The organism is Hymenobacter sp. B1770, assembly GCF_049896385.1.
Classification (GTDB): Bacteria; Bacteroidota; Bacteroidia; order Cytophagales; family Hymenobacteraceae; genus Hymenobacter.
Genome location: NZ_JAFCUF010000001.1, coordinates 745,472 through 769,941 on the forward strand (window position 1 = coordinate 745,472; position 24,470 = coordinate 769,941).

The window sequence follows — 24,470 nt, forward strand, 5'->3', positions numbered from 1 at the left end:
GTGTGATTGAGCGTAGGCAAAAGAATAGTCTAACTCCTCTCCTTCTTAGAGAGGGGAGTGCGGGCTACAAATAAATCTGAAATGTTGTCCCTTCGTCCACCGCACTGCTCACCTCGAGGTGGCCGCCATGGTTTTGCACAATGCGGTTGACCAGGTACAGGCCCATGCCCGTACCATCGACGTGGGTGTGGAAGCGGCGAAACAGCTGGAAAAGCTGCGGGCCAAAACGGTCCATGTCGATGCCAATGCCGTTGTCCTGCACCCTGAGGATGGGGCGGCCGGTCACCAAATCGGGCGTACAGCTGACGCGGATGCGGGGCGGTCGGCCCGGCGCGGCGTACTTCAGCGAATTGCTCAGTAGATTGAAGAGCAGGCTTTGCATGTTGGGGCGCACGAAGGTTACCACCGGGCAGGTAGCAAAGTCCAGTTCAAACACAGCGCCGCTTTGGGTGACCTGGTCTTGCAGACTGCCGATAACCTCGGCCACCAGCGGCGCCAGCAACACCTCTTCGGCTGGTATTTCCTGTTGCTGCCGTTGCCCGCGGACAATGACGCTCAAGTCGTCGATGGTGCTAAAAATCTGGGCCAGCGCGCGCTCAAAGAAGCCGATGAGCTTGATGGCGTCGGGGTCGCGGAAGTAGGCTGTGCGGGTCAGCTCCTCAAAAATGCTGGCCATGTTGTTGATGGGCTGCTTGAGGTCGTGCGAGGCCGTGTACACAAAGTTATCCAGGTCTTCGTTGGTGCGCACTAGGCGGGCATTCTGGGCTTGCAGCTGCTCCTGCACCTGCTTAAATTCGTGCACGTCGGTATTGGCTCCTACCCACAGGGAGATGGCGCCAGCTTCGTCGCGCAGGGGTTCGGCGCGGGTCAAGAACCAGCGGTAATGGCCCTGCTGGTCGCGCCAGCGGTTCTCGCATTCGTAGGGCTCGCCGGTGCTGAGGCTGTGCTGCCAGCGCATCAAAGTAAATGTGAGGTCGTCGGGGTGCACAAACCGTTCCCAGCCCCAGTCCTGCAACTGCTCGAAGGTGCCGCCGGTGAAATCGTACCAGCGGCAGTTGTAGTAGTCTACGCGGCCATCGGGGCGGGCAGTCCAAGCCATTTGGGGCAGGGTTTCGAGTAGCTGCTGGAAGCGGGCCTGGCTGGCGAGCAGCTGCTCCTGCAGCACGCGCTGCTGGTGCACGTCGGTGTTGGTGCCGTACCACTTCAGCAACTCGCCGCTGGGGGCACGGCGGGCCTGGGCCTGGCCAAGGAACCAGCGGTACTCGCCGTCGTAACGCCGCAGCCGGAACTCGGCTTCGTAGTAGCGCTGGGTGGCAATGGCCTGCTCCCAGCGGGCCTGCATGGGGGCCAGGTCGTCGGGGTGCACAAAGCTGAGCCAATGAGGTGCCCCTGTTTTCTCCATAGAAGAGCCCACGTAGGCCGCCGTGCGGTGGTTATAAAAGTCTACGGTGCCATCGGGTTGAGCAGTCCACACCTGCTGCGGAATGCTCTCGGCCTGAATACGCAGCTCTTCCTGGCTGGCGCTCAGCTGGGTTTGCAGCCGGCGCAGCTCGGTTACGTCGGTGTTGGTGCCAAACCAGCGCAATATCACGCCGGTGGCTGCATCCCGGATGGGCCGCGCCCGGCTCAGGAACCAGCGGTACTCCCCGTCGTGGCGGCGAAGTGGGAAGGTGTCTTCCCAGGGCTCGCCCGACGCAATGCAGGCCAGGTAGCGCTCGGTCACACCTTCTACAAAAGCGGGGTCGTGTATGTCCTTCCAGCCCCAGCCTTGCACAGCTTCGAGGCTGGAGCCCGTGTACTCGTACCACTGCTCGTTGTACCAAGTAGCCTTGCCCGTTGGGTCGGCTATCCAGGCCAGTTGAGAAATGTTGTTGGCCAGGGCCGCAAAATCAGCCCGGCTGCGGGCCAGCTCTTCGGTACGCTCGCTCAGTTCCTGAATGTCGAGCGTGGTGCCGTAACAGTGCCTCACTTCGCCGCTGTCCGGGTCCAACTCCGGCATCGAGCGCGATAGGTGGCGCCGGTACTGCCCGTCGTGGCGGCGCAGGCGAAACTCGTGCTGCCAACTTTTGCGCGCCGCAAGGTGGGCCATAAACGACTCGTTCACCAGAGGCCGGTCGTCGGGATGAATCGCATTGCCCCAGCTGTTGGTAGCGTCAAACGAGGCCGGGTCCTGGCCGGTATAGGCAAACCACTGGGGTGAAATGTACTCAATGTGGCCGTTGGCGTCGGCCTGGTAGGTGATGAGGGGCAGGCTTTCAGCCAGCAGGCGCAGGCGCTGGTCGGCGGCCTGGGCTTCGGCTTGTGCAGCTGCCGCCCGGTTGCGCGCCAGCACCCGCTCCGTTACATCCACGGCAAAGCTCAAAATGCCCTGGGTGATGCCCTGGGCATTGGGCTGCGCACTGTAGGTAAAGTCAAAGTAGCGCTCCTGAACCTGGCCGGTGGCCGGGTCATTTATCAGAGCCATTACTTCCTGCCCGACAAACGGTTCGCCGGTTTCGTACACCTGGTCGAGCAGCTTGATGAATCCCTGGGCCGCAATTTCGGGCAGGGCCTCGGCCATGGACTGGCCCAAGCGGATGCGCTCGCCCAGCAGCCTGCTGTAGGTAGGGTTGAAAAACGTGAAGCGGTGCTCAGGGCCCTCCAGGGTGGCTATCAGGGCCGGGGCCTGGTCCAATATCTGGCTCAGCTGCCGGTCCTTTTCTTCTAGTCGCTGCTGCGTTTCGCGCAACTCGTGCACGTCCAGCATGTAGCCGTAGCGCTGCCGTAGCTTGCCGGCCGCATTCAGCTCGGGCACGGCCTCGGTCAGGAACCAACGGTATTGGCCGTTGGCACCGCGCAGGCGCACTTCTATCCGGCCCAGCCGGGTAAAGTCGATGCTCTGCTGAATTTCGAAGCGGCTCTTCTCCTGGTCGTCGGGATGCACGCGGTCGGCCCACACGGTGTCCACTTCGGCCCAGGGGCCACCCGGCTTCTGGCCCGTGAAGTGGTACCACTGCGGACTCATATAGGTGGTGCGGCCCTGGGCGTCGGTGCTGAAGGTGATGATGGGCAGTACCTCGGCCTGGCGGCGCAGGCGCAGGTCGGCGTCGCGCACGGCGGCTTGCAGCACCTCGGTTTCCTGGCGGGCCAGCACCTGCTGAGTTACATCGACTCCAAATGCCAGAATGCCAATGGGCTCCCCCAGGCTGTTGCGCAGGAGTTGATAGATGAAGTCCAAGTACAACCTCCGCTGCCCTCCGCCGGAGCCGTCCTGCACATCCAGGGGCATGGCCCGGCCCTCAAACGGCTTGCCCGATTGATACACGCTTTCAAGCAATTTCACGAAGCCTTGCTCCGCCACCTCTGGCAGGCACTTTGCAGCCGGCTCGCCCACACGGGCGCGGTGCCCCATCAGCTCATCGTAGGCAGCATTCACGAAGGTGAAGCGGTGGTCGGGGCCGGCTACGGTGGCAATCATGGCGGGGCTCTGACTCAGAATCTGACTTAGTTGCTGGTCCTTGGCTTCAAGCTGGCGTTGGGTTTCGCGCAGCTCGTGAATGTCGAGGTCGGAACCGAACCACTGCCGCGGGCGGTCTGCTGCCAGGGCATCCTCCAGGGGCTCGGGCACGCCCTGGCTCATAAACCAGCGGTACTCGCCGTCGTGGCGGCGCAGGCGCAGCTCGTAGCGCCAAGGCGTGCCGTTGGCCAGCGCGGCGGCGTACTCGGGTTGCACCCGGGCCAGGTCGTCGGGGTGCAGGTGGTCGTTCCAGGCCCGGGTGATGTCATCGGCCGGGCCAGTGCCGGTGTAGGCATACCACTGCGGGCTGATATAAAGAATGCGGCCCTCCTCGTCGCTGATGAACGTGATGGAAGGCAGGCTTTCGGTGACGCGGCGCAGGCGCTGGTCAGCGGCCTGGGCTTCAGCCACGAGGGCCTCGTTGCGGTGCCGCGCCTGCACCTGCTCGGTCACGTCGAGGCCGTAGGCCAGCACCCCGGTGCTCTGCTCGCTGCGCAAGGGCAAGTACCCAAAGTTGTGGTAGCGCTCGTGCGGCTCGCCGGTGGCGGGGTCCAACACCTCGGTGCGTTCCTCGTGACCAAAAATAGGCTGGCCGCTTTCCCGTACCTTCTCCAGCATTTTCAGGTAGCCTTGCGCCGCTATTTCCGGCAGGCTTTCGGCCACGGTACGGCCCAATGCCGCGCGGGGGCCCATTGACTTCCGGGCCCGGGCCGAGAGGAACGTAAACGCAAGCTCGGGGCCCTCCATCGTGCTGATGGTGAGGGGTAATTGGTCCAGGATGCGCAATGTGTGCTGCTGCTGAGCCTTTAGCAGCTCGTTGCTGCGCTGGTGCTCGTCCACTTTTAGCAGGCGCAGCAGGAGGTAGCGCAGCTGGCCCGCCGCGCCGGATGGCACGGGCTGGAGTGTAGCTTCCCAATGCCCCAAGCCGCTGGCCGCGGTGGCCGTTGCCTGCCCTTCCGGCAGCCAGTCGGGACTAAGAACCTGGGTAGCGCCAGCTTGGGCCGCCAGCAGGCCCGTTGCCCATGCCTGGGCGGGAGCCACCACATGGCCGGCCGTTTCCAGGGCCCGGCGGATGGCGGCCAGCGGCTGCCCGGGAAGGTGGGCGGCCGCAGCTGGACCAAGGAGTTCCACCATCGCCGTGTTCAGGGCCAGAACCGTGCTATCGGGCGACAGCGCCGCAAACGGGGCGGGGAGCGCTGCAAATAGCAGTTCAAAGTCCGGAGTGGGCAGGGTAGGGGTGGGCATAAAGGGTAGTGACAGCGCAGCACAACGGGCTTGCTTTTTCAAAGATAGGTGTCAGCTTGATGCCAGTGGATTTCTTCAACAAAAAGCCCCAGCTAAGGTGGCTGGGGCTTGTAAACTCGCAAATTCAGGGGCAATGTCCCGCCTTATAAAGGGCTCTTTAGGTCTTTTGCGAACTCCTTCTGCACGTGCTCTACCTTTTTGGCCGATACATGGGCGATGTAGGGGTTCTCGGGGTGCAGGCGGTAGTAGCCCTGGTGGTAGTCCTCGGCGGGCCAGAACTTCTTAAGCGGCTGCACTTCGGTCACGATTTTGCCGGCATACTGCTTCGCGGCATTGACTTTGGCAATGGTGGCTTCCAGGATTTGTTTCTCCTCCGGCGTACGATAAAAAGCGGCCGAGCGGTACTCCGGTCCCACATCGGGGCCCTGGCGGTTGAGCTGGGTAGGGTCGTGCGAGGCCGTGAAGAAGATGTCGGCCAGCTTCTGAAAGCTCACCACTTTGGGGTCGTAGTAAATTTCTACTGCTTCGGTGTGGCCGGTGGTCCGGCTCGCCACCTGCTCGTAGGTGGGGTTGGCCTTGGTGCCGCCGGCGTAGCCGCTCACCACCTGCTTCACGCCCTTAATTTGCTCGAAGGCTTCCTCCTGCGCCCAAAAGCAGCCGCCGGCAAAGGTGGCCAGGGCCAGCCCGTTCAGGTTGGCAGGAGCAAAGCCAGCCGTGGAGCGCGGCGGGTTCTGGGCATCGGCGGGCTGCTGGGTGCCGCAAGCAAACGCAAAGGCCAGCAGGCTAACACTCGCTAAAGACTTCAATCGATTTTTCATAGAAACAACAAGACAGAAACAGTGCCGAAACTAACTTATTTGCGGCGTTTGACCCGGCCTCACCGGGCTGGTCCTACGCCCAGCATTCTGCCTGGGTAAATGCCATACGAATTGGAAGGCAGGTCGGCTTTCGAGTGCCGCCTACATAAGTAGAAACAGCAGTCAGAAGTTCGGCTTCGGCCCCGAAGCCGAGTTAAAACAAAACATGCTGCTGCCTGCGCTGGTAAACGAATGCTAAGTATTTATTCTGGCAATAAATTCTGTTTCAAGAAAGTCAGGGGCTATGTGGAAAACTGATTTTGCTGGGCTGCATCCTTTGCTACGTATTTGACGTAGCAGGCGCCAGTGCTCCTCTCACGTTTGTTTATGTCCATCCAGCTCCTACTTGAAACCCCTCATGTCACCATCAAGTACGACCACCTGAATGAATGGCTGCACGCCGACTGGCACGGCCAACAGGACTTGGCCAGCGTGCAGCACGGGTGCGGCGAAATGTTGCGCCTGATGGGGCTGCACCGGAGCCAAAAGGTGCTGAACGACAATACCCGCGTGACCAGCATGTGGAGCGATGCCGCGGAATGGGGCGGCCGTGAATGGTTTCCGGCCATGACCACGGCCGGGCTCAAGTATTTTGCTTGGGTGTACTCGCCCAACGTGTACAGCCGCCTCAGCACCGACCTGATGCTGCAGTTCACCAATAGCAGTCCGGTGGTGTCCACCTTCGACGACATCGAAACCGCAAAGTCCTGGCTAAAGGTGATATAGCGTCCGACTCCGGGACTGAATCTATTTGCTGTATTTTTGCCTGAAGCCCTGCGCGGCGGCAATTCGCTGTGTGCGCTTTTTTTCAGCTCTTTATGGCCACCGCTCCCACTGCTTTCACCGTTGCCACGGCCCCTGAGCCTCACCGCGTGCGCACCCGCCAAATCATCAGGGCCCACCCCGAGGTGAAGCAGCTGATGACCCGCAACCCCACCACCTTCCTCATTGGGGCGGGCTGCGTGGCCGCCCAGGTGGTGCTGGCCTATCTGCTGCGCAACCAGGCTTGGTACTGGACCATTCCGGTGGCCTACCTGGTGGGGGCATTTTTCTCGCACACCCTGTTTGTGGTCATTCACGAAGCAGCCCACAACCTAGTGTTCAAAAAGCTGTGGCAGAACGTGGCTACCGGCATCCTGGCCAACTTCCCGTCGGTGTTTCCCACGGCCATCAGCTTCAAGAATTTCCACATCAAGCACCACGTGTTCCAGGGCGTGCACGAGCTCGACGCCGACCTGCCCGATTGGTACGAGGCCAAGCTGATTCACAACTACAGCATTGGCAAGGCCATCTGGCTGTTTTTCTTTCCGCTGTTTCAGGTCATTCGCACGGCGCGCTGCCGCGAGGTGGCCACCATCGACCGCTACGTGGCGGCCAACATCGTGGCTCAGCTGGCCTTCAATGTGGCCATTGTGTACTTCTTTGGCTGGACGGCCCTACTCTACCTTTTCCTCAGCTTCTGGTTCTCGGTAGGGCTGCACCCGCTCGGCGCCCGCTGGGTGCAGGAACACTACCTCACCCTCAGCCCCGAGCAGGAAACCTATTCCTACTACGGCCGCCTGAACGGCATCAACCTGAATGTGGGCTACCACAACGAGCACCACGACATGCCCAGCATCCCGTGGAACAACTTGCCCAAGCTCAAGGCCGTGGCGCCCGAGTTTTACCAGCCGCTGCTGGCGCACACCAGCTACACCAAGCTGTTTTTCCGGTTTCTGTTCGACCAGGAAATCAGCTTGTACTCTCGCATCATGCGCAAGGAGCGGGGCACGGCCACCCTCAAGGACATGAGCGTGCCGGATAAGGAATTGCTGTCGGCGCAGCTGTAGAAGCAAGCGTCGAGAGGGTTTAATTTTCATAAAAGGGCTTGAATAATTTATTCAAGCCCTTTTATATGAGTTTCTGTAGCGTACTTCGGGCCCACCCATATTGGGTGGGCCTTGCTTTTCTGCTATCACACTCTACTATGTACTTCTCTACCCGTTTGCGTCCGCGCCGATTAGTCCAACTACTTGCCTGCCTCAGCCTGGTTGCTGGCGGCACCGTTGCTTTTCGCCCACCAGTTGAAGACGATGTGGCCCGGCGGATTGTGGAGAGTGTGCAGCGCTTTTACGCCGCTGCACTGCCTGAGAAGGCCTATCTCCACATCGACAAGCCGTGGTACGTAGCGGGCGAAACCATTTGGCTGAAGGCTTACGTGGTAGATGCTGCCCTTCACCGCCCCGACACCCTCAGCAAAGTGCTGCACGTGGAGCTTCTGAATAGCAGCAACAAAGTCGTGGCCCGCCGCAACCTGCTCTTGGAAGCCGGCCTGGCGCCCGGCGATATTGCGCTGCCCGACACCCTCACGGCGGGCAATTACACGCTACGCGCCTACACCGCTTGGATGCGCAACGCGGGCCCCGATTTTTTCTATTCGCGCCGGCTGGCCATCTGGCACCCCGCCAAGGTAGAAACCCCGGACTCGAAGCCGTCGGCGGTACGTGCCCGGGCGGCCATTGCCCGCAGCAACGCTGCGGTGGTGGCCACTCCCCCCGACGTACAGTTTTTTCCGGAAGGCGGTAATCTGGTTGCCGGCCTGCCCAATCTGGTGGCGTTCAAAGTAACCGACTTCGCTTCCCACGGCATCGACGTAACCGGCAAGATTCTGGATGCGCAGGACCAGCAGGTGGCCACGTTCAGCAGCAGCCATTTGGGCATGGGTTCCTTCACGTTTACGCCTGTGCTGGGCCAGCGCTATCGCGCGGTGCTGGCGCCAGCTGCCGTCTCCATGACTGTGCCTTTGCCGGCGGTGCAAAGCAGCGGCTACACGCTGCACGTGGTCACGCTGGGCAGCGATTACCTGGTAGCCATTCAGCAGCGGGGCACCAGTGGCGGGCCGGTGTTGCTCACGGGCCAGGTGCGGGGCACTGTGGCTTACATGGCCCGCGGCCAGGTAACGGGCAGTGAAACGTTCACGGCCCGCATTCCCAAGAGCAAGTTTCCCAACGGCATTGTGCATTTCACCCTTTTTAATGGGCAAGGGGCGCCGCTGGCCGAGCGGCTGGCTTTCGCTTACAACCAGCCTGGGTACCGGGTTGCCCTCGCGCCGGACCAGGCTAGCTACTCGCCGCGCCAGCTGGTGCGCGTGCGCGTGAGCATGGTCGATGCGGCTGGTCAGCGCGTGCCGGTGCCCGCCAACCTATCCTTGGCCATTACCGACAGTCAGGGCGCGGTGGCCAATGCCGAAACCATCGCCTCGAACCTGCTCCTCACCTCCGACCTGGCCGGCTACGTCGAGAATCCGGGCTATTATTTTCAAAACCCCAGCCCCGAAACCACGCAGCACCTCGACGCTTTGCTGCTCACGCAGGGCTGGCGGCGCTTTGCCTGGAAAAACGTGCTGGCCGGCCTGACGCCGGAGCGGGAATTTGGCATCGAACGCTCGTTGGGCGTGCGGGGACAAGTGACCCTGGCCAATGGCAAGCCCGTGCCCGATAGCAAGATAACCTGGCTCGTGACCAAACCGCAGAAGCAGTTTCTGGCTACCACCACCGATGCCGAAGGCCGCTTCCTGTTTACGGGCCTGGGAGGCTGCGATACCACCCGCGCGACCCTGCAGGCCCGTACGCCCCGCGATGGCAAGTGGGTGAAGCTCGTCATCGACTCGGGCCCACCAGTGCCCCGCCAGGCCCAGCCGCCGCTGCCCATGCAGGTGCCGGCAGCTCTGAGCGACGTGCTGCAGAGCCGCCAGCAGCAGCGCGCTTCCGAGCGCAAGTTTCGCTTCGACACTACCTCCGTCATGCTGGGCAACGTCACAGTGAAAGGGGCTAAAAAGACGGTCAACGACCCTCGCCGTCTTTATCCCGTGGGCAATGCCACGGTGCTAAAGGCATCGGATTATCCACCCATGGCAGGCCTATCGGCCTTAGACATGCTGCGGGGCCGGGTGCCAGGGGTTGCCTTCTCGGGGAGTGGACCGTCCGCAAGCGTGCTTATTCGAGGCATAACGTCACTGTCAGGCAATTCGGGGCCTCTGTGTCTGCTCGATGGGGTACCAGTCGATTTGGAGACACTGGCTTATTTTCCCGCTGTTGAAGTAGAAACCATTGAAGTATTGAAAGGAGGCCAAACGGCCATTTTTGGCAGCCGCGGCTCTGGCGGAGTTATAGCCGTGTACACCAAGCGCGGCAATCCGGAAAGCAAGGCATCCGATGACCCAGCCCCTGGAGTAGCAGTAGTGAGGTTGCCCGGTTTCTATTGTGGGCGCGAATTCTACGTGCCGCGCTACGACTCGCCCAAAACCAACCGCAACTTTCCCGACCTGCGCCGCGCCACCCTTTACTGGAACCCCACCGTGCGCACCGATGCCGCGGGCGAAACGGAGGTTCGGTTTTTTGCTTCCGATGCCAAAGGCGGGTTCCAGCTTAGCGTCGAAGGCATGGCTGAAGGCGGGCAGCCGGTGCTAGGCCAGGGTACGATGCAAGTGAAGTAGGCAGGTAAAGATTCACCCACAAGAACGGGCTATATCTTCCCGTTCTTGTGGGTGAATCTTTACCTGGAAGTACCGGCTGGGCACGGCGTTACCGATATATTGCTCAGGAGCAGATGGGGCACGGGCAAGTTATTCCACAGGAATTGGGTGTCGCAGGGCCAATTACGGGAATGCTGTTGGCCATCATCTATGTGGCTGAAATAGATATGCTGGCCGGGTCTTCCCAGGGTGTCCAGCGAGTTCACCGCGGCAATAATATTGGGGCGGAGCAGGCTGTCATTAGCTGTTGCATACACCCGGAGCGGTTTGCCAATGGGGTATTGCTCGTCAACCTGAATAAGGTATCCATTGTGGCAATCGAAAGCGAGAACTGTTCCGCTATAGCATTCGGGAACTGGAGTGCTGGCATCTTTGCAGCAGCTAAGAAATAGGGCGATTGCCAGCACGGCAACGCTTTTTGTAAGGAAGATGTATCGCATGGGCCGATGACTGGTGAATTATCACCCTGACCGGCAAGTGGTAGACAACGCTGCACCGGCATGCACAAAAAAGCGGCTGCTCCTTTCGGGGCAGCCGCTTTTTGCTAAAATACGATGCTTTACGCCTGCTTAATGAGCTGCACGTTAGCAATCAGCTTTACGTCGTCGCCAAGGACGATGGAGCCAGTCTCGGTCACGGCGCCCCAGGTGAGGCCAAACTCCTTGCGGTTGATTTTGCCGCTTACCTCGAAGCCAGCCTTGTGGTTACCGTAGAAGTCGACGGCCGAACCGCCGAATTCCGCTTCCAGCGTTACGGGCTTCGTCACGTCTTTCATCGTGAGGTTGCCGTGCAGCTTATAGGTGTCGTCGCTTTCCTTCACGAAGGAAGTAGACTCGAATTTGATGTGTGGGAATTGAGCGGCGTTGAAAAACTCCTCGCCTTTCAGGTGGCCGTCGCGCTGCTCCTGGTTGGTGTCGATGCTGTCGACGTCGAGCGTGAACTCCACGTTGGCATTGTCAAACGTGTCGCCTTCGGTATGAATTGAGCCCTGGAAGGACTTGAACGAACCCGTGACGGTGGAAATAACCAAATGCTTGATTTTGAACTGCACTTCGGAGTGGGTAGGGTCAATTACCCATTTGGTAGCGGCGGCGGTGGCGGTTTCAGACATGGCGTTGGGGTGTTATAAGGAGAATTGTGAATGCAAAGATAACGAATGTAGCTACATTTTATGTAGCTACATCAATTTACTTTCGATGCCTTCAACAACCTTCCCCGAATTTGGTTCAAGCCCCACGCGTACCCGACGGCTTCAGGGTAGTTAAATCCCCGACTTTGATGGGTTTACCACTGTCGATGCTGTGGCGGGCCGCAATGCCCACCAAGCAGGCCATAGCCCCGTCGCGGGTGCCGGCGGCCTGGCGCCAGGGGTCGTTGCCTTCCGGGGCGAAGATTTGCTTGCGCAGGCGTACGTCGCCGCCACCGTGGCCGGGCTCGTTGTTGGGCATCCGAATGATTTCGCGCTTGCCGAAGTTGGTGATGAGCTGGATTTCGTCGACGGGCTCCTCGTCCCAGATTTGGCGCTCCTTAATCCAGGCCTCGATGCGGCCCTTTGTGCCGTTGAAAGCAATGCGGTAACCCTCGTAGGGCGAGTAGGTGGTGAGGGAGTAGCTCACCTGCACCTGGTTGGCGTACTTGATTTGCACGGCCATCTTGTCGAAAATATCAATGTCTTCCCTCCACACGCAGCCGTCGCGCAGGTAGCCGTCGTACTTCTCGTTGTCGGCATAAATGGCCATCAGACGCTTATCCTTGGTCATGTCCCAGTAGAAGGCACACTTGTCTTTGTGGGGGCAGGGGCGGCAGTTGGTGTGCCGGAACGAGTTGTTTTTGCCGTAGAAGTTGAGTTGGCCGTTGGCGTACACTTCCTCGGGGTCCGACTCCAGCCACCAGTTCAGCAGGTCGAAGTGGTGGGTGGCCTTGTGCACCAGCAGCGAGCCGCTGTGCTCGCGCAGACGGTGCCAGCGGCGGAAGTAGTCGGCGCCGTGGTGCACGTCGAGGTACCAGTGAAAATCAGCGGAGGTGACCTCGCCAATTACGCCGCTGCGCAGCATTTCGTAAATCTTCTGGCGGTGCGGCGAGTAGCGGTAGTTGAACGTGACCTTGACCTTCTTGCCGGTACGCTGCTCGGCGTCGATAATCTGCTGGCACTTTTTCTCGTCGGTGGTCATCGGCTTTTCAGTCACGATGTCGGCTCCGTATTCCAGGCCCTTCACGATGAACTCGTTGTGTGTGTCGTCCACCGTGGTCACGATGAGGATGTCGGGCTTGGTCTCCTTCATCATTTTGTCGAAGTTGGTGTAAGTGGGGCACTTCACCCCCAGCATCTTCTTGCCGGTGGCCACGCGGCCGGGGTTGCTGTCGCAGAGGCCCACAAACTCGAGCTGGTTGCCGTACTCTTTCAGGACTTCGACGCCCCACATGCCCAGGCCGCGGTGGCCGGTGCCCACCATGGCAACGCGCTGCTTTTTGCCGGGCGCCAGGGCCGCGGCCAATACATTGTTGGTGAGTAAAGAGCCGGCCAACGCTGTGCCGGTAAGCTGCGCGAATGTGCGACGTTCCATAGGATGAGATTTAGGGTGGGTTTCAGTCCGTAAGTTGGCCGAATAGGAGGAGATTATCGCCAACTATGGTGCACTTTAGTTGCGCAATCGATGCCGGAAACCAGTTTCTTTTCAGAAATCAGAACGTCATCCTGAGTGCAGCTGAAGCATCTCTGCCACAAGAGTAATTCATTTAGTTACGCGGTAGAGATGCTTCGACAAGCGGAAGCTAGATAAAGCATGACGTTCTTTAAGGCCTTTTCCGTTTTGCTTCTCATCGAATACTACATGCGTCTTTTGTTGCTTTGTGGACTGCTGGTTATGAGTGCGTTAAGCAGCACTCGGGCCCAAAGCCTGCCCGTGCTGCCCCAGAACCCGCCGTCGCTGCGGTGGCAGGAGGTGCGCACACCTAATTTTCGGGTAATCTATGCCGGAGCCATCGACTCCGCTGCGCAGCGCACCGCCGTGCGGCTCGAGCAGCTGCACGGCCCCGCAGCGGCTACGCTGGGCGTGAAACCGCCTCCCATCAGCATTGTGCTGCAAAACCAGACCACGGTCAGCAATGGCTTTGTGACCTTCCTGCCGCGCCACGCCGAGTTTTTCACCACGCCGCAGCAGGGCCTGGGCCTGGGCACCGTCGACTGGCTCGATGGCCTGGCCGTGCACGAATATCGGCACGTGGGCCAGTTCGACAAAGCCCGGCAGGGGATAGGCCGGTTGCTAACTCCGTTGTTTGGCGATGGCGCGCTGGGCATAGCGGCTGTGGGCGTACCCCAGTGGTTTTTTGAGGGCGATGCCGTGGGCATTGAAACGGCCCTTACGCGCAGCGGCCGCGGCCGCATTCCCAGCTTCGACGTGGGCCTGCGGGCCAACCTGCTGGCGGGCCGCCGCTACAGCTACCAAAAAGCCGTGAACGGCTCCTTGCGCGACCAGGTGCCCAACTGGTACGTGCTGGGCTATTTCATGACGTCGTACCTGAAGGCCCACCACGGGCCCGATGCCTGGGCCAAGGTGCTGGACCACTACTACCGGTTTCCATTCTACCCGTTTTCGTTTTCCAACGGCATTCGCCGCAGCACCGGCCTCACCGTAGAGCGGCTCTACGACCGGACCATGACGGAAATTGACTCGACCTGGCGCGCCCAGCAGGCCGCTCTGCCCAGCAGTACGCCCGTAAACGAGTTTGCGGCCGCGGCTACCGAAAAAATCTATACCCAATACCAATACCCACAGTACGTCGACGACAACACAGTGCTGGCCCTGAAAACCGGCCTCGACAACATTCCACAGCTGGTGCTGCTCCGCCACCGTGGGGCCGAGCGCAAAGTGTTCGAACTCGGGCAGCTGAATATCCCGGAAATGCTGTCGGTGAACGGAGGCAAAGCCTTGTGGCCCGAATTTCAGCAGGATGCCCGCTGGGGCCAGCGCATTGCCTCCGAGCTGAAGGTGCTGGACTTGGCCACTGGCCGGCTCACCCGCGTGGGCAAGGGTGCCCGCTACGCCGCCGCGGCCCTTTCGCCCGATGGGCAGCGCCTGGTAGCCGTGCGCACCGACGTTAACTACCGCCATGCCCTCGTGATTGTGGATGCCCAAACCGGCGCCGAGCTCCAAACTCTGCCCAACCTGCAAAACGACTTTTACCAGCAACCCCGCTGGCACCCCGACGGCCGCCGCGTAGTGGCCGTAACGCTGAGCGCCGCCGGCAAAACCATTGTGGTTATCGAGCCGGCCACCGGCACGTCGCGCGCCTTACTGCCCGTGGCCAACGTGAACCTGGCCAACCCCCAGCCCTGGCGCGGCTTCGTGCTCTACAACTCCTCGCAGTCGGGCATCGACAACCTGTATGCCGTGAGTGCCCGCACCGGTCAAACCTACCGCGTCACCTCCCGGCCGCTGGGCGCCTACCACGCCGCGGTATCGCCGGATGGCAGCTCGCTGGCTTTTCACGATTTCCGGGCCACCGGCGCCCGGGTAGTAGAAATGCCGCTCGACTCCGCTGCCTGGACGCCCATTCCCACCGCCACGGCCGACATTCCCGGGCCTTATGCCGCCGCGCTTACGGCCCAGGAGCCCACCGGCCAGCTTGTGCCGCGCCTGCTGGCGCAGCCCGATTCGGTTGCTCCCCGCTACGGCGTCAGGCGCTACTCGCCGCTGCGGCATGCGTTCAACGTGTTCAGCTACGGGGTAGTGCAAAGTCCCACGGGCAATGCCGTGAGCCTCGGCCTGCGCTCCCAGGATTTGCTGAACACTACCCAGATTTTTGCGGGCGTGGGCTACGACCAAGTGGAGCGCACCGCCAGCGTAATAGGCGCCCTCAGTTACCAGGCCCTCTACCCCGTGGTGGACGTTGATATCACCTACGGCGGACGCGATGCAGTCATCATTTACCAGGGCCGAACCCTGCGCGACCAGTGGCGCTACACCCGCCTCTCGGCCGGCCTGCGCCTGCCGCTCAACCTCACCCGCTCCAAGTATTTCCAGGGGCTGACCATTGGCACCTACTACCAGCACGAGCAGGTGTTTGACTACGACCTGCCCGTGCGCCGCCGAACCGAAACCGGCCCCAACACGCCGCTGAGTGCCATTCGAAACACCATTAGCTATGCCTCGCAGCTTCGGCGCAGTGCCCGCGACGTGGCGCCGCGGGGCGGGGGCACCTTCCTGGGCACTTGGCGCACCACGCCCTTTGGCACACGGCTGCAAGCCACGCAGTGGGCCGCGCAGGGCAGCTTGTTTCTGCCTGGACTGGGCCGCCACCATGCCCTGCGGCTACGCGGGGGCTACCAGTGGCAAGACCAGGCGCAGTACCAGTTTGCACCGGCCGTGTCGTTTCCGCGCGGCGAGGGCTACACCAGCTTCGACCGCCTGCGCGTAACCAGCGTCGACTACAGCCTGCCGCTGGCTTTCACACATTGGGAGTTGGGCCGGTGGCTGTATGTGCAGCGCCTGCGGGCTACCGTGTTTGGCGATGTGGCGCGGGGGCGCAGCCACCTGGGTACGGGCATTCGCAACTACCGCAATGTGGGTTTGGATGCGCTGGTGCAGTTCAACGTGCTGCGCCTGCGCACGCCCATAGAGGCCGGGGTGCGCGTGGTGTACAATACCGTAGTGGGGCAGTGGGTGTTCGAACCGCTGGCATTTGACATCCGGCTGTGATGCGTTCTTGGGCAGGCTGTTTCTGGCGGGCTAGGCGGGAAAATTCCTAATACTAAAGAATTTTTGGCAGCAACCCTTTCCTTCAAGCCTTTTTCGCCTTCCGTACTGACCCTTAGCTATTGTCCAATACAAACAACGCCCGACCAAAACGGTCGGGCGTTGCTTTTTGCAGACTAAAAGGGTGATGCTTAGCGGGAGCTTGTGCTCGCGCAGTTTGTAGCCGATATGTTGCTCAAGACGAGGTGCGGCACCGGTAGCGGCATGGTGTTGGCGGTGCAAGCGCGCACCGCTCGTTGCTGGTTAGGGTCGTTGCGATAGGTGAAATACACGCGCTTGCCCACTTGGTTCAGGCTGGCCAAGTCAGCGAAATTCACGGCGGCAATGACATTTTTATGCTCGCCTGCGGGTTTTCCAATTGAGAAAGAGGCATCCACGTCAATCAGCACGCCGTCGAGGCAGGCATCGCCCACTACCACGCCTGAGTAGCATTTGGGCTCAAAGGGGAAGCAAATAGTCGGCTCAGGCTGTTGTGGCTCTGGCTCTGTGTTTTCGCTGCAGCTCAACACAGTGAGCGAGAGCAAGGCAAAGCCAAGAGTAGGGAGGAGGCGCATAGCAGAAAAATGATTTAGGTGAAATTATGGTTCTCTGCAGCCTTGACCGGCGCCCCGCCAAATGGGTTGCGTGGGACTTTCCCATTTTCACAAAGATTTCTGCGCTGAGGGCGTTAACCTCATTCACACAATGGCCTTTTCCTCTACCTCGGCTTCCTGCAGCGGCGGCTTGGCCTTGCCGATGATGTAGCGCAGCCCTTTGTCGTGGCTGAGGTAGCTCCAGGTCCAGTTCAGCAGCACCATGAGGCGGTTGCGGAAGCCAATGAGGGAAACCACGTGCACCACGCCCCAGGCCAGCCAGGCCAGGAATCCTTGTAAGTGGTACACCTTGTCGAAAAGCTTGATGTCGGCCACCGCATGGTTGCGTCCAATGGTGGCCATGGCGCCTTTGTCTTGGTAATGGAAGGGCTGCAGGGCCTGCTGCGCTAGGAGGCGAACGAGGTTTTCGCCCAGCAGACGACCTTGCTGCAGGGCGGGCTGGGCCACCATGGGGTGCCCTTCGGGATGCGCAGCGGTGCGCATGGCAGCAATGTCGCCGATGGCAAACACGTTCTCGTAGCCCTGCACGCGGTTGTGCTCGTCAACGGCGTAGCGGTTGCCGGGCAGCAGGCAGTCGGGGCGCAGGCCAGCGATGGGTGCGCCCGTAACGCCCGCTGCCCAAATGAGCGTGCGCGTGATGAGCTGCTGGCCGGTATTGAGCGTGACGGTGTAGCCGTCGTAGGATTTCACGCGGGCGTCGAGCCACACCTGCACCCCAAACTTCTGGAGCGACTCCAGGGCCTGCTGCGAGGCATTGGCCGACATGCCCTTGAGCAGCACCGGACCGCTTTGCACCAGGTGAATGTCCATTTGCTTGAAGTCCAGCTCGCGGAAGTCCTTCGGAAACACGTGGGTGCGCAGCTCGCTCAGGGCCCCGGCAATTTCTACGCCGGTGGGGCCACCGCCCACAATCACGAAGTCGAGCAGGCTGTTGAGCTGTTCCCTATCGCCGAGTTGCAGGGCCTGCTCGAAGTTAGAGAGCACGGTGTTGCGCAACTCAATAGCGTCGTCCACGCTCTTGATGGCGATGGCGTTTTGGGCCATCTGCTCGTCGCCGAAGTAGTTGGTGGTGGCGCCGGTGGCCAGCACCAGGTAGTCGTAGCGCACCCGCCCAATGGTGGTTTCTACTACCTGGGCCACGGGGTCCACACCCTGCACCTCGGCCAGCCGGAAGTAGAAGTTCTCCTGCTTGCTCAGGATTTTTCGAAACGGCGACACGATGTCGCCCTCATTGAGCCCGGCCGAGGCCACTTGGTAAAGCAGCGGCTGAAACGTGTGGTAGTTCTGCTTGTCGATGAGCACAACCTGCACCGGAGCATCAGCCAGCGCCTTGGCCAGCTCCAGCCCGCCGAAACCCCCGCCCACTATCACTACGCGCGGCTTGCCGAGGTCATCAATTTTGGTTAAGCCTTCCATGCGGTAAATATCGGGGCCGAATAAGGCCGGCAACGGTGCTGCTTACCGTGTTTGGGACCAACTGGTTGTCGCGGCCTACTTCTGGGCCCGCTCAAATAAGCGCCTGGGCTTGTTCGAATTGGTATCATGCTCATTGTAAGCGTAGCACCCGGCTGCTATCGAACTCTTTCCGTAAACCCAATTGTTGAGGCGCTACTTCCACGTTTTCAGTTTTTCGCTTATGAATGTGCTGTCGTCTGTTTCGCTATTAATTGGTTCTTGCTTGTTAGGGGCTGCCGTGCCAGCGCCTCGGGTTAGCGATAATCAGCCCGTAACGGTTGTGGTAACGTCGCTGGTGTCTACCACTTCTACCGTTAAGCTGTTTTTCTACAACACCCGCGAGGGGTTCCTGAAGAGCGGCAAGTGGGTTTTTTCCAAGTCCGTCAAGCCAGGTGGCAAAAGTGAGTTCACGCTGCCCGTAGAGCTGCCCAAGGGCGAGTGGGCCGTGGCTATCACCCAGGACTTGAACAACAACAAAATAGACAAGAACTTCATCGGCATCCCCACCGAGCCCTACGCCTTCTCGAACAACTTCCGCCCCAAGGTGGCCGCGCCGGTTTTCGACGATTGCAAGTTCACGGTAGACGGCCCGGGTAAGGTCGTGAGCATTGTGCTCAAGAACTAAGCTGCTGGCGGCTAATCGAGTAAGTTCTGCATCAACTCTAAGAAGCTAATCAATCGCCCCTAAACGGGTGCAGGCCACGGCCCAAGCGCTCCACCAGCTGCACCGCGCGGCGAACGCGGGTTTCGCGCTGCTTGGCCTCGACCACGAGGCGGGCCATAGCGCGGCGGTTGGCGCCGTTGTAGGTGTGGAAAGCCGTTTCGGCCTCGGGCCAGGCAGCTAAAGCTTCGGCCAGCTCTTGGGGTAGGTCCACGTGGTCGGGGTTGGGGTCAGGCATGATTTCAACGGCCAGTTCATCGCCCAGCGCGATGTCCAGGGCGCGGCACACGTCCTTGTTTAGCATAAGGTAGCGGCCCCCGCCCTCCAGCAGCAATAGGCCCAGCCGCAGCACCTGCCCGCGAATGGTGCACACCACTCGCTTGGTGGCCTTGCCTCCCAGCGCTTCGAGTACATTGGCGGGCACCACAATGGTCTGGGTGGGCATGAAACTGGGGCCGCCGGGCTCCAAGGGGGCCCGAAAGTGCGTGGGAGCGTGCATAAGTTAGGACGTTCGGATGTGGCCATCGCCGCGCACCAGCCACTTGTAGCTCGTCAGCTCCTCCAGGCCCATCGGGCCGCGGGCGTGCAGCTTTTGGGTACTAATACCGATTTCGGCGCCCAGCCCAAATTGGGCGCCATCGGTGAAGGCCGTGGAGGCGTTGGCGTACACGGCGGCGGCATCCACGGTGCGCAAAAAAGTGTCGAGGTGCGCCTGGTTTTCCGACACGATGGCCTCGCTGTGGCGCGAGCCGTGCTGGGCAATGTGGTCCAGGGCTTCTTCCAAAGAGCCCACAGTTTTTACGGCCATTTTCAGCGATAGAAACTCAGTGCCGAAATGGGCTTCCGTGGCGGGTGCCAGTAGCTCGGGCGGGTAGTGGCCGGCGATGGCAGCATGCGCGGCCTCATCGGCAAAGAGCTGCACCTCGGCCGCAGCCAGCGGCGCCAGCAGCGCGGGCAAATCAGTTAGCCGGGCCTCGTGCAGCAGCAGGCAGTCGAGGGCGTTGCACACGCTCACACGACGGGTTTTAGCATTGTGAATAATGGCCTGGCCCTTAGTCAAATCCCCGGTTTCATCGAAGTAGGTGTGCACAATGCCGGCCCCGGTTTCAATGACCGGCACCCGGGCGTTTTCCCGCACATAGGTAATGAGTTGCTGGCTGCCGCGCGGAATCAGCACATCGACAAAGCCTACGGCCGCGAGCAGGGCTGCGGTAGCAGTGCGGTCGGGCGGCAGGAGGGTGGCAACGGCGGTGGGCAGGCCGTGGCGCTCCAGCACGGGCCGGGCTACTTCCAGCAACGCCGCGTTGGAAAAGGCTGCGTCGGAGCCGCCTTTCAGTAGGCAGGCATTGCCGGTTTTCAGGCACAGTGCCAGGCTGTCGAACGTTACGTTGGGCCTCGCTTCGTATATAATGCCGACCACGCCCAGGGGCACGCGCACTTTGGTTAGACGCAAGCCATTGGGGCGGTCGGTTTCGGCCATCACCTGGCCTAGCGGCGTGGGCAGAGCGGCCACGTTGCGCAGGTCGTCGGCCATGCCGCGGAGGCGTTCGGCGGTGAGGCGCAGCCGGTCGTGGCGCGGGTCGGTGGCGGGCATGAGGGCCAGGTCCCGGGCATTTTCGGCCAGCAGAAACGGGGTTTGGGCTTCGGTGGCATCGGCCAGGTCGTGCAGCAGGGCATCGGTGGCCGCGGGCGCGAAGGAAGCCAGCGCGCGGCTGGCTTGGCGGGTGGCTTCAAAAACGGGGCTCAGCTCCACGGTCAGGCAGGGGTAGGGGTGAGAAACAAATAGTCGTAGTGTACTAATGGGCGCTGGTGTTGCTGGCCCAGGCGCTCCATGGCTTTATCCGAGCCGTATTCGGCAATGCCCAGGCCCAAAGCCTGGCCCTTTTCATTGGTCAGGCGAATGATATCGCCCTTGCGGAACTGCCCCTCAATGGCCACTACTCCCACCGGAAGCAAGCTGGTAGCCTTGCCAGCGGCGGTGAGGGCGGCCACGGCGCCCGCGTTCAGGCGCACGGCCGCTTTGGCCGCGTCCTGGGACGTGGCCAGCCACTTCTTCTTGCCCGAGGCCGTTCTGCTGGGTTGAAACCAGGTGTGCGCCGCCGTTTCGGCCAACACCGCGGGCAGAATATCAGCCGTTTTGCCGTTGGCAATGTGCACGCTGATGCCCAGTTTGGCTACTTTGTGGGCCATGTGGCACTTGGTGAGCATGCCGCCGCGCCCAAACTGCGAGCGTTGGCTGGTGACGAAGTTGGCAAAGCCAGTGGCCGTGGGCGCAATCTGGCGGAGCAGTTGCGAGCTGGGCAGGCGCGGGTCGCCGTCAAAAATGCCGTCGACGTTGGTGAGGATAATCAGCGCATCGGCTCCGAGCTGCGCGGCAATCAGCCCGGCCAGCTCGTCGTTGTCGGTAAACATGAGCTCCGTTACCGCAATGACGTCGTTCTCATTCACAATGGGAATCACCTCGCGCAGCAGCAACTCCTGGAAGCAGTTGCGCATGTTGAGGTAGTGCTGGCGGTCGCGGAAATCCTCCTTGGTTACCAGTACCTGGGCGCACAGCAAGTTGTGTTGCCCAAACAGCTCGGCGTAAGTGCTCAGCAACTTCACCTGGCCCACTGCCGCCAATAGCTGGCGCCCACGCACGGCGTCGGCTTTTGCGGGCAATGAAATCAGGCTGCGTCCCGCCGCCACGGCGCCCGATGACACAAGAATTACCTCCAGCCCCTGCGCTTTGAGGGCCGCAATCTGGGCAACTAATTGCTCCATGCGGTCCAGGTCGGGCAAGCCATTGTCCTGGGTAAGCACGTTGGAACCGATTTTGACAACGAGACGGCGGTAGGCGAGGGGCACGGCACCAAAGATAGAGCCAGCACCCATCTCATCTCGGGCCTGCTATGCATCTTCTGGTAGCAGGCCCGGATTGAAACGCTACACTGCCGCCGGGGCCAGTGCCCCCAGCTGTTTGTTGATGAAGTCCAGTTCCTCAAAGGTGAGCTCAAAATTCATGGCGCGGGCGTTTTGCACAGCCTGTTCGGGGTTGCGAGCGCCCACCAGGGCCACCGTAATGCCCGGCTGCGCCAGCGTCCAGCGCAGCACAAGCTGACCGAGAGTGGCGTTTTTGGTTTCGGCCAGCGGCCGAATTTTGTTGAGCACTGCGTTGACACGAGTCACGTATTCGGGCGTGAAGAAGCGATGGCCAGCCCGCAGGTCGCCTTCGCCAAAAGTCTGGCCCGGCTTGATTTTGCCGGTCAGCAAGCCCAGCTGCAGGGGGCTGTATACCAGAATGGCCTTGTTGTTTTCGACGCAATACGGCACCACATCGGCTTCAATCTCGCGGCGCACCATGCTGTAGGGCACTTGGTTGGAGGCGAGGGTTAGCGTTTTTTCGGCTTCCTGCATCTGGGCCACCGAGTAGTTGCTCACGCCGGCGGCGCGCACCTTGCCCTGCTCAATGAGGCGGCTCAGGGCCTCCATGGTCTCATCGATGGGGGTCGTGATGTCGGGCCAGTGCTGCTGGTAGAGGTCAATGTAGTCGGTGCCGAGGCGGCGCAGGCTGTCTTCGCACTCCTTGATGATGCTGTCGCGGCTGGCGTACTTGTACACGTCGAGGTCCTGGCCGTTGTTGTCCTTGGTTTTCATGGCAAAGTCGCCCTGTGCCAGGTCCCAGCGCATGCCAAATTTGGTGAGCACCTGCACCTTGTCGCGCGGGAGACTCTTGATGGCTTCGCCCACGATTTCTTCGCTGAAACCCATGCCGTACACGGGCGCCGTGTCGATGCTGGTCACGCCCAGCTCGTAGCTGGCGTGGATGGCGCCCACGGCGTCGTTTTGCTCGGTGCCGCCCCACATCCAGCCGCCGGCGGCCCAGCTACCAAAGGTGATGCGCGAAACGGTGACGCCGGAGGTGCCTAATTCTTGGAATTCCATGAGAGGTGTTTTGGGCAGATTGAAAAAAGGCCGCTTCCTGCGGAGCGGGTACTGGGCAGCTAACTACTGCTCGTAGCGGAATGTTGCACCCGGCCGCCACCTCGTGCCTCACTAGGCGAACAAGCTGTACCGCGAGCAGAAAAAAAAACTGACAGCCACGACTTAAGAAAAAAGCATTCAACCTGATGCCTGGTCCGTCGTACTTCCATCACACATCTTGTTAAAAGACACTCGATTACTCACAAGTTATTATGGCCAGCCAAATCACAGACCTCTGCGACTTGCTGAACCACGGAGCACAGGCTATGTATAGCGCCGAGAACCTCACCAGTGCTGGCCTGCCGCGCATGATAAAAAGACCAACGAAGAACTTAGCTAGCTGGGTGAAAGCTGGTAAACCTTCTGCTCAAATAAGGACCGGTTACGGAGGGCGCTTCGCGGAAGCTGAGAGACCGGACTCGTTCACTGCACTTTTTGCATCCTGACAGTCGTCGGGATGATTCTTTTCCAACCCTACTTTTTCCACATTCACCCTTATTCCTTTTCCCATGAACCAGTTGAATTCGATGCAGGACTTGCTGATGCACGACGTCCAGATGATGCACAGCGGCGAAACCCAGGCTCTTGAGGGCATGACCGCCATGATTGAAAGCGCAAGTGACCCCCAACTCAAGGCGGCTTTTGAGACGCACGGGGTCGAAACCCAGCAGCAAATAGCCCGGCTCGAGCAAATCATGAACATGATGGACATTAAGCCTACCCGCGAGGCGAACTCCGCCGTGAAGGGACTCATTAGCGACACGGAGAAGCTGTTGCGTAAGGATTCGTCGCCCGAGATACTCGATGCCATGCTCATCGCCGCTGCCCAGAAGATAGAGCATTATGAAATTGCCTGTTACGGCACGGCCGTACGCATGACCGAAGACCTCGGCATGACCCAGGCAGCCGAGCTGCTGCGCCAGACCCTGGAAGAAGAAAAGAAAACCGACAAACTCCTCACGGAATTGGCTGAAGCGCGCGTTAACACCAAAGCTGAGCAGAAGCTGTAAGCCCAGGCCTAGCCGCGGGTGAAAACCCAACAAAAGCCCACTGTGCTCCGCTTTGCGCTACACAGTGGGCTTTTGTATTTAGGCGCCTTGAATAAACTTTTTGTTGTGCCCCGATTGTTGTACGTACATCAATCCACCTTGGCTCCTCTATTATGAAAGTTGAAATCTGGTCCGACATCGTTTGCCCCTTCTGCTACATCGGCAAGCGCCGCTTTGAGCAGGCACTGGAAAAATTTCCGCACGCCGACAACGTAGAAGTAGTGTGGCGCAGCTTCGAGCTCACTCCCGAATACAAGCCGGAGCCCGGCCGCAACGTGTACGAGTCGTTGGCTCAGAAAAAAGGAATTCCCGTGGCTCAGGCCAAAGAAATGAGCGACTACATGGCCAACATGGCTAAAGAAGTAGGCCTGCAATATGACTTCGATAACGCCGTGCCCACCAACACCTTCCTCGGGCATCAGCTCATTCATCTGGCCGCCAAACATGGCAAGCAGGACGAAGCCAAGGAGCGCCTCATGGCTGCCTATTACCTCCAGGGCCAGAATTTGAATGAAATCGATACCCTGGTAGCCTTGGCTGCCGAAATAGGCCTCGACGCCGAGGAAGCCCGGACTGCGCTCACAGCCGGCACTTACGCCGAAGCTGTTCGTCACGACGAGTACCAGGCCCAGCAAATCAACGTGCGCGGCGTGCCCTTCTTTGTATTCGAAGACAAGTACGCTGTTTCTGGCGCCCAGCCCGCCGAGCTCTTTTCAGAAGTGCTCGAGAAAGTATGGGACGAATCGAAGCCTGCCAACCCAGCCCCGGTAATGCTGGCCGACGGCACCGCTTGCGGGCCCGACGGCTGCGAAGTGTAAGCAAAGGCATCTGCTCCTACGACCTTAAAACGTCATGCTTTGGCTCCGCTCAGCATGACGTTTT

At 60.4% G+C, this 24,470-nt stretch carries 18 protein-coding genes; 8 read left to right on the forward strand and 10 right to left on the reverse strand.

The window, feature by feature from the left end; genetic code table 11:
• Positions 1 to 64 precede the first annotated feature (64 nt).
• Together ACP7AJ_RS03085 and msrA are read right to left on the reverse strand one after the other, a co-directional pair.
• Positions 65 to 4,741 (reverse strand): PAS domain-containing protein, encoded by a 4,677-nt coding sequence (locus ACP7AJ_RS03085; protein ID WP_426058711.1) that lies wholly within the window; start codon positions 4,739 to 4,741, stop codon positions 65 to 67.
• Between the two features lie 143 nt (positions 4,742 to 4,884).
• Positions 4,885 to 5,559 carry a peptide-methionine (S)-S-oxide reductase MsrA gene (gene msrA, locus ACP7AJ_RS03090; RefSeq protein ID WP_426058712.1) on the reverse strand — a complete coding sequence of 225 codons (675 nt, stop codon included), beginning with the start codon at positions 5,557 to 5,559 and terminating at the stop codon, positions 4,885 to 4,887.
• Between the two features lie 366 nt (positions 5,560 to 5,925).
• Here msrA and ACP7AJ_RS03095 point away from each other — a divergent pair, with 366 nt between their 5' ends.
• From ACP7AJ_RS03095 to ACP7AJ_RS03110, 4 genes are all read left to right on the forward strand, one after another.
• Positions 5,926 to 6,324: a hypothetical protein gene (locus tag ACP7AJ_RS03095; RefSeq protein WP_426058713.1), complete on the forward strand. Its 399-nt coding sequence runs from the start codon at positions 5,926 to 5,928 to the stop codon at positions 6,322 to 6,324.
• 92 nt (positions 6,325 to 6,416) lie between these two features.
• The gene (locus tag ACP7AJ_RS03100) at positions 6,417 to 7,427 is read left to right on the forward strand and encodes a fatty acid desaturase (protein ID WP_426058714.1); all 1,011 of its coding nucleotides are present in this window, start codon (positions 6,417 to 6,419) and stop codon (positions 7,425 to 7,427) included.
• Positions 7,428 to 7,564: 137 nt separating this feature from the next.
• Positions 7,565 to 10,072, forward strand: a complete 2,508-nt coding sequence (locus tag ACP7AJ_RS03105) for a TonB-dependent receptor plug domain-containing protein (protein ID WP_426058715.1) — start codon at positions 7,565 to 7,567, stop codon at positions 10,070 to 10,072.
• Positions 10,073 to 10,119: 47 nt separating this feature from the next.
• Positions 10,120 to 10,503, forward strand: a complete 384-nt coding sequence (locus ACP7AJ_RS03110) for a hypothetical protein (protein ID WP_426058716.1) — start codon at positions 10,120 to 10,122, stop codon at positions 10,501 to 10,503.
• Between the two features lie 167 nt (positions 10,504 to 10,670).
• Here ACP7AJ_RS03110 and ACP7AJ_RS03115 read toward each other — a convergent pair whose 3' ends face one another.
• Together ACP7AJ_RS03115 and ACP7AJ_RS03120 are read right to left on the reverse strand one after the other, a co-directional pair.
• A complete protein-coding gene (locus tag ACP7AJ_RS03115) occupies positions 10,671 to 11,222 on the reverse strand; it encodes a YceI family protein (RefSeq protein WP_426058717.1) in 552 nt (183 codons plus the stop codon).
• A gap of 115 nt (positions 11,223 to 11,337) precedes the next feature.
• Complete coding sequence (locus ACP7AJ_RS03120) at positions 11,338 to 12,675, reverse strand: Gfo/Idh/MocA family protein (RefSeq protein WP_426058718.1); 1,338 nt, start codon at positions 12,673 to 12,675, stop codon at positions 11,338 to 11,340.
• A gap of 300 nt (positions 12,676 to 12,975) precedes the next feature.
• On the opposite strand from ACP7AJ_RS03120, the gene ACP7AJ_RS03125 reads away from it, so the two are divergent.
• Positions 12,976 to 15,810: a hypothetical protein gene (locus tag ACP7AJ_RS03125; RefSeq protein WP_426058719.1), complete on the forward strand. Its 2,835-nt coding sequence runs from the start codon at positions 12,976 to 12,978 to the stop codon at positions 15,808 to 15,810.
• A 188-nt stretch (positions 15,811 to 15,998) separates the two neighbouring features.
• Here ACP7AJ_RS03125 and ACP7AJ_RS03130 read toward each other — a convergent pair whose 3' ends face one another.
• Together ACP7AJ_RS03130 and ACP7AJ_RS03135 are read right to left on the reverse strand one after the other, a co-directional pair.
• Positions 15,999 to 16,421, reverse strand: coding sequence for a hypothetical protein (locus tag ACP7AJ_RS03130; RefSeq protein WP_426058720.1), 423 nt, complete (start codon positions 16,419 to 16,421; stop codon positions 15,999 to 16,001).
• 123 nt (positions 16,422 to 16,544) lie between these two features.
• Positions 16,545 to 17,876 carry an NAD(P)/FAD-dependent oxidoreductase gene (locus ACP7AJ_RS03135; protein WP_426058721.1) on the reverse strand — a complete coding sequence of 444 codons (1,332 nt, stop codon included), beginning with the start codon at positions 17,874 to 17,876 and terminating at the stop codon, positions 16,545 to 16,547.
• Between the two features lie 277 nt (positions 17,877 to 18,153).
• Here ACP7AJ_RS03135 and ACP7AJ_RS03140 point away from each other — a divergent pair, with 277 nt between their 5' ends.
• On the forward strand, positions 18,154 to 18,540 hold the full coding sequence (locus ACP7AJ_RS03140) for a DUF2141 domain-containing protein (protein ID WP_426058722.1): 387 nt from the start codon (positions 18,154 to 18,156) through the stop codon (positions 18,538 to 18,540).
• A 49-nt stretch (positions 18,541 to 18,589) separates the two neighbouring features.
• Here ACP7AJ_RS03140 and ACP7AJ_RS03145 read toward each other — a convergent pair whose 3' ends face one another.
• From ACP7AJ_RS03145 to ACP7AJ_RS03160, 4 genes are all read right to left on the reverse strand, one after another.
• Entirely contained in the window at positions 18,590 to 19,075 is a 486-nt protein-coding gene (locus tag ACP7AJ_RS03145) for a YdeI/OmpD-associated family protein (RefSeq protein ID WP_426058723.1), read from the reverse strand.
• Between the two features lie 3 nt (positions 19,076 to 19,078).
• The gene (locus tag ACP7AJ_RS03150; RefSeq protein ID WP_426058724.1) at positions 19,079 to 20,329 is read right to left on the reverse strand and encodes a glutamate-5-semialdehyde dehydrogenase; all 1,251 of its coding nucleotides are present in this window, start codon (positions 20,327 to 20,329) and stop codon (positions 19,079 to 19,081) included.
• A 2-nt stretch (positions 20,330 to 20,331) separates the two neighbouring features.
• Positions 20,332 to 21,423, reverse strand: a complete 1,092-nt coding sequence (proB, locus tag ACP7AJ_RS03155) for a glutamate 5-kinase (RefSeq protein ID WP_426058725.1) — start codon at positions 21,421 to 21,423, stop codon at positions 20,332 to 20,334.
• A 78-nt stretch (positions 21,424 to 21,501) separates the two neighbouring features.
• A complete protein-coding gene (locus ACP7AJ_RS03160) occupies positions 21,502 to 22,500 on the reverse strand; it encodes an aldo/keto reductase (RefSeq protein WP_426058726.1) in 999 nt (332 codons plus the stop codon).
• A 548-nt stretch (positions 22,501 to 23,048) separates the two neighbouring features.
• Between ACP7AJ_RS03160 and ACP7AJ_RS03165 the strand changes: the two genes are divergently transcribed.
• Both ACP7AJ_RS03165 and ACP7AJ_RS03170 read left to right on the forward strand, forming a co-directional pair.
• Positions 23,049 to 23,549, forward strand: a complete 501-nt coding sequence (locus ACP7AJ_RS03165) for a ferritin-like domain-containing protein (protein WP_426058727.1) — start codon at positions 23,049 to 23,051, stop codon at positions 23,547 to 23,549.
• A gap of 152 nt (positions 23,550 to 23,701) precedes the next feature.
• The gene (locus ACP7AJ_RS03170; protein ID WP_426058728.1) at positions 23,702 to 24,406 is read left to right on the forward strand and encodes a DsbA family oxidoreductase; all 705 of its coding nucleotides are present in this window, start codon (positions 23,702 to 23,704) and stop codon (positions 24,404 to 24,406) included.
• Positions 24,407 to 24,470: the final 64 nt, after the last annotated feature.

Coding starts and splice junctions, on each gene's coding strand:
- ACP7AJ_RS03145 (WP_426058723.1), bottom strand. CDS start 19,075: ATGCACGCTCCCACGCACTTTCGGGCCCCCTTGGAGCCCGGCGGCCCC.
- ACP7AJ_RS03115 (WP_426058717.1), bottom strand. CDS start 11,222: ATGTCTGAAACCGCCACCGCCGCCGCTACCAAATGGGTAATTGACCCT.
- ACP7AJ_RS03120 (WP_426058718.1), bottom strand. CDS start 12,675: ATGGAACGTCGCACATTCGCGCAGCTTACCGGCACAGCGTTGGCCGGC.
- ACP7AJ_RS03165 (WP_426058727.1), top strand. CDS start 23,049: ATGAACCAGTTGAATTCGATGCAGGACTTGCTGATGCACGACGTCCAG.
- ACP7AJ_RS03125 (WP_426058719.1), top strand. CDS start 12,976: ATGAGTGCGTTAAGCAGCACTCGGGCCCAAAGCCTGCCCGTGCTGCCC.
- msrA (WP_426058712.1), bottom strand. CDS start 5,559: ATGAAAAATCGATTGAAGTCTTTAGCGAGTGTTAGCCTGCTGGCCTTT.
- ACP7AJ_RS03105 (WP_426058715.1), top strand. CDS start 7,565: ATGTACTTCTCTACCCGTTTGCGTCCGCGCCGATTAGTCCAACTACTT.
- ACP7AJ_RS03095 (WP_426058713.1), top strand. CDS start 5,926: ATGTCCATCCAGCTCCTACTTGAAACCCCTCATGTCACCATCAAGTAC.
- ACP7AJ_RS03160 (WP_426058726.1), bottom strand. CDS start 22,500: ATGGAATTCCAAGAATTAGGCACCTCCGGCGTCACCGTTTCGCGCATC.
- ACP7AJ_RS03170 (WP_426058728.1), top strand. CDS start 23,702: ATGAAAGTTGAAATCTGGTCCGACATCGTTTGCCCCTTCTGCTACATC.
- ACP7AJ_RS03130 (WP_426058720.1), bottom strand. CDS start 16,421: ATGCGCCTCCTCCCTACTCTTGGCTTTGCCTTGCTCTCGCTCACTGTG.
- ACP7AJ_RS03100 (WP_426058714.1), top strand. CDS start 6,417: ATGGCCACCGCTCCCACTGCTTTCACCGTTGCCACGGCCCCTGAGCCT.
- ACP7AJ_RS03085 (WP_426058711.1), bottom strand. CDS start 4,741: ATGCCCACCCCTACCCTGCCCACTCCGGACTTTGAACTGCTATTTGCA.
- ACP7AJ_RS03135 (WP_426058721.1), bottom strand. CDS start 17,876: ATGGAAGGCTTAACCAAAATTGATGACCTCGGCAAGCCGCGCGTAGTG.